Source organism: Gluconacetobacter sp. (assembly GCF_047721585.1).
Classification (GTDB): domain Bacteria; phylum Pseudomonadota; class Alphaproteobacteria; order Acetobacterales; family Acetobacteraceae; genus Gluconacetobacter; species Gluconacetobacter dulcium.
This window is the reverse complement of the sequence record NZ_JBDNXE010000016.1, coordinates 41589-47858: the sequence shown is the minus strand read 5'-3', so window position 1 is coordinate 47858 and position 6270 is coordinate 41589. Positions and strand designations below refer to the sequence as shown.

At 67.4% G+C, this 6270-nt stretch carries 6 protein-coding genes and 1 pseudogene; all 7 read right to left on the bottom strand.

Features of this window, described 5'->3' with window-relative positions:
• Window positions 1–189, bottom strand: a pseudogene (locus ABF821_RS05305) (hypothetical protein); the annotation flags it as partial.
• Window positions 189–644: a (2Fe-2S)-binding protein gene (locus tag ABF821_RS05300; protein ID WP_182972559.1), complete on the bottom strand. Its 456-nt coding sequence runs from the start codon at window positions 642–644 to the stop codon at window positions 189–191. The pseudogene ABF821_RS05305 and the gene ABF821_RS05300, both read right to left, overlap by 1 nt.
• 111 nt (window positions 645–755) lie before the next feature.
• Complete coding sequence (locus tag ABF821_RS05295; RefSeq protein ID WP_183009444.1) at window positions 756–3383, bottom strand: cation:proton antiporter; 2628 nt, start codon at window positions 3381–3383, stop codon at window positions 756–758.
• A 160-nt stretch (window positions 3384–3543) separates the two neighbouring features.
• Window positions 3544–4176, bottom strand: a complete 633-nt coding sequence (locus ABF821_RS05290; protein WP_415529281.1) for a thiamine phosphate synthase — start codon at window positions 4174–4176, stop codon at window positions 3544–3546.
• The gene (locus ABF821_RS05285; RefSeq protein WP_182972556.1) at window positions 4173–4943 is read right to left on the bottom strand and encodes a thiazole synthase; all 771 of its coding nucleotides are present in this window, start codon (window positions 4941–4943) and stop codon (window positions 4173–4175) included. Before ABF821_RS05285 ends, ABF821_RS05290 begins: the two co-directional genes overlap by 4 nt.
• 4 nt (window positions 4944–4947) lie before the next feature.
• Window positions 4948–5145: a sulfur carrier protein ThiS gene (gene thiS / locus ABF821_RS05280; RefSeq protein WP_182972555.1), complete on the bottom strand. Its 198-nt coding sequence runs from the start codon at window positions 5143–5145 to the stop codon at window positions 4948–4950.
• Window positions 5146–5189: 44 nt separating this feature from the next.
• On the bottom strand, window positions 5190–6200 hold the full coding sequence (thiO, locus tag ABF821_RS05275; RefSeq protein ID WP_182972554.1) for a glycine oxidase ThiO: 1011 nt from the start codon (window positions 6198–6200) through the stop codon (window positions 5190–5192).
• Window positions 6201–6270 lie beyond the last annotated feature (70 nt).

Sequence of the window (6270 nt, the reverse complement as noted above, 5' to 3'; positions counted from 1 at the left end):
GGTGGCGATGCGCCAGACCGGTGCGTCGCCCATGTCGAGCGACGCGGGGGGGGCGGGGATTTTAACAGCCACCACACCGCCCGCCGGCGCGGCGCGCGCCCGCGCGCGCGGCAGCACCACCGCCATCAACAACCCGCCGGCCCCGGCCAACGCCCGGCGGCGCGAAACGGCAATCGTCGTCATCGCCATCAAACCGCTCCGGCCACGTTACGAATGGCCGCCCTGATCCGCCGATAGGTACCGCAGCGACAGATATTGCCCGACATCGCCTGATCGATCTCGTCGTCGGAGGGGTGCAGATTGCTTTTCAGCAGCGCGATGGCCGCCATGATCTGGCCGGGCTGGCAATAGCCGCACTGGACGACATCGATCTCCAGCCAGGCTTTCGTCACCTCCGCCGCCACCTCGTCCTCGGCCAGCCCCTCGATCGTCGTGACCGGCCGCTGGCCCACCAGCGAGGCCGGCAGCGAACAGGCCCGGACCGCCTTGCCGTCGACATGCACGGTGCAGGCCCCGCACTGGCCGATCCCGCAACCGAACTTCGTGCCCGGCAGCCCCAGCACATCCCGCAGGACCCACAGCAGCGGCATGTCATCGGGAACATCCACCTGATGCGCCGTACCGTTTACCTGCAATGTCAGCATACAAATCCTCCGGACCAGACAAACCGGGGCACGGACTGGCGATTACCCACCAGTCCGCCGCACCGCCATCAGAACAGTATCGAAACGACCATATCCCCGCATCCCTTGAAATCAGGGAGACGGCCCCTGCTGATGGTCCGGCCTGTCGGCCGATTCGGGCAGCGCGTCCGCCAGGTCGGCCGTCGCCAGCGCGATCGCATCGTCAGACGCTCTCACAACGGCGCTGTCGCCCGGCAGCAACGCGACGCCGGAGCGTTCGGTCGTATGCCGCTCCCGCGTCAGTTCATCGAGGTTGGCCAGAATGTCGGGGTAATCGGCCACCAGCCGGCGGAAACGGCGCGTGCTGATGGTCAGGAACTGGCCGAACTGCAACGACCGCGTCACCGCCCGCGCCGGCATGCGCGACAGGGCTTCCTCCGCCCCGATCACATCGCCGGCCCCGAACCGCACGTCATGTTCGGGGAAATGGGTTTCCGCCAGCCCGGCACTGATGAAATAGACGGTTCGCACCCGCCGCCCACGCCGATACAGCCGCTCGCCCGGCGAGGTGAAATGGATGGAAAATTGCGGCGCGATCGCATGCAGCACTTCATCCGACAGGCCACGGAAAACCGGCAGCGCGCGCATCCGCGCCTCGATCCCCGCCTTGATGTCGAAGACCAGCGGCGCACCCAGATGTCCGCGCCGCCGCTCGACATCGCGATGAAGTTCGCGGTGCAATTCGTCGCTGATCAGAGACTCCGATAGAAGGGAGTCATATTCCTCTCCTTCCAGCCGCAACGAGACCTGTTGCAGCAGGCGCATTTCCAGCGCCTCCGAATAGCCCTGATAATGCAGCCGCAGCGTATGCAACGCCTCGTTCAGCAGCTTGCGCTGCCGCTCCAGCACCTCGCCGACGATTTCGCCGATGCGGCTGCCCAGCGTCGGCTCCATGCGCGTGCGCATGAAGCGGATCAGCGACAGCGAGACGAAATAGCTGATCATCAGCATCTCGAACCGCTCGGTCATGCACGACATCAGCGGCTGGTCGAAATGGAAGCCATGATGGATCGCCTGCGCCAGCCGGAACCGCAGCGACGGCCGCAGGCGTCGGCGCAGCGCGCGCACATAGCCGAAACGCCCTTCCAGCCGGGCACCATCGACCATCGCCTCGGCCGAGCGTAGCAATGTCTCCATCACCGGGCGCGACAGGCCCTGGATGCGGAACAGGTCCAGCAGGATCGAGCGTTCGCGGTTCGCGATCACGATCAGCGCCAGTGTCACCCTCTGCCGGTCGCCCAGCGCGGTGTCGAACGTATTGGCCTGCTCCTCTTCCTCCACCTGCCGGCCAAGCTGGCTGATGACGGTGTCCGACACCGCGCGGGAGAAGCCCAGTTCCTCGGCGACCTCGCTGGTGCGGTCGCGCACCTCGCCCAGCCCGATGCCCAGCACCTGATGCCGCAACGCCTGGTCGATCGGCGAAAGCTGGTCGAGCTTCAGGAACAGCACCAGATACCGCAGCGTGGTGCCGTTGACGAACAGCGTAATCAGCACGAACCCGGTCGCGATGATCCCGATGAAATGCGCGACGGGGGTCGAGACATGCTGGTTCTCGGTCACCGCCAGCGCCAGCGCCAGCGTGATCGCCCCCCGCAGCCCGCCCCAGACCATCGTGATCTTGAAGGGCGTGGGCACCGGCGGCGACAGGCGCGTCGCCGCCAGCAGCGGCAGCAGGCCGAACACCACCGCGCCGCGCGCCAGGAGCCCGGCCCCCGTTGCCAGCAGGATCAGCACGCAATCCCAGCGCGTCATGCCCACCAGCAGCCGGGGCACCAGCATCGACGCCAGCACGAACACCAGCGACCCGGCCCAGAACACAAGCTGCTGCCAGAGTTCGTTGAGAAAGCGCCATGTCTGCGGCCGAAACGTCGAAGGTCCATAGACCGACATGGTCAGCCCCGCCGACGCGGCGGCCACGACGCCGGAGAACCCCAGAAACTCGTCGCAGAGAATATAGACGATATAGGGCAGCGCCACGGTCAGCGTAATCTCCGCCGCCGGCGCCGCGCCGATGGTGGTGATCATCAGCAGCGTCAGCCGCCCGAACAGCACGCCCATGACAATGGCGCCGATGAACGAGACCAGGAATTCCAGCAGGGCGCTGCCCGGCGCGATGCTGTGATGCGACGTCACGGCCGCCAGCAGCAGCGAGAAGATCGAAATCGCCGCCGCGTCGTTCAGCAGCGCCTCCCCCTCGACCAGACGGGTCAGCCGGCTGCTGGCCCCGATATCGCGAAAGATTCCCGCCACCGCCGACGGGTCGGTGGTCGCCACGATCGCCCCCAGCAGCAGGCAGACCGAAAGCGGCAGCCCGGCAAAGGGAAACAGCGCAAGCCCGATGGTCGCGGTCGAGACCACCACCGCCACCACCGCCAGCAGCAGCACGGTCGCCGTCTCATGCGCCAGACGGCGCACATCGATGGCCAGCGCCCCCTGAAACACCAGCGCGGGCAGGAAGATCAGCAGAAAGGCTTCGCTGTTCAGCGGAAAATCCAGCAGGGTCTCGGCCGCGCCGTTGAACAGTTCGGTATAGGACGACCGCAACACCAGGTCGGCGCTGCCACCCAGCACGATTCCCGCCAGCGCCAGCAGCACCGTTTCCGAGATTTCCAGGCGTCTTGCGACCGGCTGAACCGCGCTGACGACCACCAGAAGCGCGGCGATCGCCAGAAGAACCGCAGCCAGACCTGTCACCGCCATCCGTTAACTCCCTGTCGTCCTACGCCCGGCCCATTCATCATGGCCCGAGAGTATGACATTCCGATGGCCTTCCGGCCCCGCGATGCGGCGCCGGTGCCCTCGCCCGTGCTCATGCCCCGAAAAAGCATACCGGCCGGTTACCGGCAACGGCACCAGACGGTCACGTTATGCTGCCGTCCTGAAACACGGCGCCCTCAGCCGTGGCCGCCAGCCACGCCCGGACCTGCGCCTCGGGGTCCGGCTGGCCGATGAAGTCGGACACGGCGGAAACGCAATCCGCCCCGGCCGCGATGCAGGATGCCACGCGCGCCAGCGTAATGCCACCGATGGCGACCAGCGGCACCGACCCAACCAGCCGCTTCCACTCCCTCAGCCGCTCCACACCCTGCGGCCCCCAGGGCATCTTCTTCAGCCGGGTCGGCCAGACCGGGCCGAGCGCGACATAGTCGGGCCGCACCGACAGGGCACGATCGAGTTCACCGGTGGAATGGGTACTCACGCCCAGACGAATCCCACCAGCCCGAATCGCCGCCAGATCGGCATCGTCCAGATCTTCCTGGCCCAGATGAATGAAGTCGATTCCTTCATCCAGAGCGAGGCGCCAGTAATCATTCAGCACCAGGCACACGCCATGGCGCGCGGCATGGGCACGCGCGGCGCGGATCTCCCCCAGCAGCGCGGCGCCTTCCAGATCCTTGACGCGTAACTGGATCAGCCGCGCCCCGGCCCCGCCCAGACGATCGACCCACACCGCCCGATCGACGACCGGATAGATCCGTGACGGCAGGCTCATGCCAGCACCGCCCGGCCCAACACAGGGGTCGAAGGCGCCGCCATGTCGCGCTGCTCCATCGGGTCGGCGGCCCGCGCGATCAGCCCGGCCTCGACAGCAAGGCGAAACGCCGCCGCCATCCGCGCCGGATCGCCCGACTGCGCCACGGCGGTATTGATCAGCACGGCGTCATAGCCCAGTTCCATCGCCTGGGCGGCGTGAGACGGCAGGCCGATCCCCGCATCCACCACCAGCGGCACATCGGGAAAATGCGCGCGCAATGCCCGCAGGCCGAACACATTGTTCAGCCCCTTGCCGGAGCCGATCGGTGCCCCCCAGGGCATCAGCACCCGGCAGCCCGCCCGCAACAGGCGCTCGGCCCCGACCAGATCCTCCGTCATGTACGGAAAGACCTTGAATCCGTCCTCGCTCAGGATTCGCGCCGCCTCGACCAGCGCGAACATGTCGGGTTGCAGCGTGTCCGATTCGCCGATGACTTCCAGCTTGATCCAGTCGGTCTCGAACACCTCGCGCGCCATGTGGGCGGTCGTCACCGCCTCCTTCACCGTATGGCAACCGGCGGTATTGGGCAGAACCGGCACGCCCAGATCGCGGATCAGCGACCAGAAAGCCTGCCCCGCGCGACTGCCGACCGATTCGCGCCGCAGCGACACCGTCACCACCCCCGCCTGGGCCGCCCGCACGGCATCGGCCAGGATTTCGGGCGACGGATATTGCGCCGTCCCCAGCATCAGGCGGGACGACAGTTCGGTACCATAGAACAGCATGGGTCTATCCCCCCTGCATCGGGGCCAGGATCTCGATCCGCGCGCCCTCATCAATCGTCCATGACGCCCGGCGCGATGCCGGGACGAACGCGCCATCCACCGCCGTCGCCACCCTGGCGTCGCCATAACCCAGTTCATCCAGCAGGCCGGCCAGGGTCGCCGTCGTGACCTCGCGCGGCTCCTCGTTCACCAATATCCTCAACGTCATTCCTCCCCGCCCCGTTCGCCCGTCGCCCCGCCAAACCGTCAGGCGGCGGGGCCGCCGAACACGATGTCGCCCACCTGCCTGGCCCGCGAAGGCGACAGCAGAAAACCATGACGATACATCCCGTTCACATGAACGGTGCGCCCTTCCACGGTCACGGCCGGCACATTGTCCGGATAGGCGGGCCGCACGCCAACGCCCGTTTCGACGATTTCCGCCTCACCAAAGGCCGGATGCAGCACATAGGCGGCGGTCAGCAATTCCACCATCGAGCGCAGGGTCATGCTGGCCAGACTCTCGCTCTCCACCATCGTCGCCCCCACCATGAACAGATGGTCCGCCCTGGGCACGATGTAAACCGGTATCCGCGGATGCAGCATGCGGACCGGCCGGCTCAGCGTCACCTCATGGCAGCGCAGCAACACCATCTCGCCGCGCACCCCACGCAGTCCGGTCAAGCGGTTTTCGGCGGCGATTCCCGTGCAATCCACCACCCAGTCGGGCCGCGCGCCATGCCACGGGACTTCAGCCATGCGCTCGGCCGGCGCATTGACAACGATCGTGCCGCCCAGCGCGACCAGTCGCGCACGCAGCGCCCCCAGCGCCTCGCGCGGGTCCAGATGCCCCTCCTCGGGAAAGAACAGCCCCTTGTCGAACCGCCCCTCCAGATCGGGTTCCAGTTCAGCGATGCGGGCACCATCCACGGTCTGGAAATGGCTGGTTCGCCGTGCGAAACGCGCGATATCGCCCACATCGCGCGGCGGGGCCAGCACCAGCGTGCCATTCCGCGCCACGTCCGGCACATGGGCGGCCCACCATTCGACCGATTCGAGCGAATCGCGCGTCACTTCCGGCGGCGCGGATTCGGCCTCGCACCACGGCGCCAGCATCCCCCCCGCCATCCACGACGCCCCGGAGCCCTCGCGGCCACCGATCTCCAGCAGCACCACGTCGGCGCCGCGCTCCGCCAACGTCACCGCGCTGGTCAGGCCCGCCACGCCGGCCCCGCGCACCAGTACCCGCGGCCGTCCGCCGGATTCCATTTTCGTCATGGATATCGCTCCCTTCCCGCCACCGGGCCAGCCGGCGGTTCGGGGCGAGAGGATGTTGCCTCCGCCGGCC